Source organism: Pseudomonas sp. Pse35 (assembly GCF_024519715.1).
Classification (GTDB): domain Bacteria; phylum Pseudomonadota; class Gammaproteobacteria; order Pseudomonadales; family Pseudomonadaceae; genus Aquipseudomonas; species Aquipseudomonas paracarnis.
On sequence record NZ_JALJRP010000099.1, the window covers coordinates 1 to 268 of the forward strand.

Annotated in this window: 1 protein-coding gene; it reads left to right on the top strand. The window is 49.3% G+C overall.

Translation table 11 applies throughout. From position 1 onward, the window contains the following. The coding region (locus OC445_RS26985; protein ID WP_262020464.1) for a hypothetical protein at positions 1-234 on the top strand (234 nt) is incomplete at its 5' end. Between the last annotated feature and the right edge of the window lie 34 nt (positions 235-268).

Consider the following 268-nt stretch of genomic DNA (forward strand, 5'->3'; position numbering starts at 1 on the left):
ACCGGCCTGTCACGCCGGGGGTCGCGGGTTCGAGTCCCGTCCGCTGCGCCATATTCGGTCACCTGGAATGCTGAACTCCAGGTGACCAAAGAAAGCCCGCTCATTGAGCGGGTTTTTTTCTGTCCGAAATATGGCAAAAAATCGTGCGCTAAACTTTTTTTAAATAAATTGCATTTAAATCAAGACATTACGATTTTTTGGTGTATGATGCGCCCACACCGAAACGAAGGGTGATTAGCTCAGCTGGGAGAGCATCTGCCTTACAAGC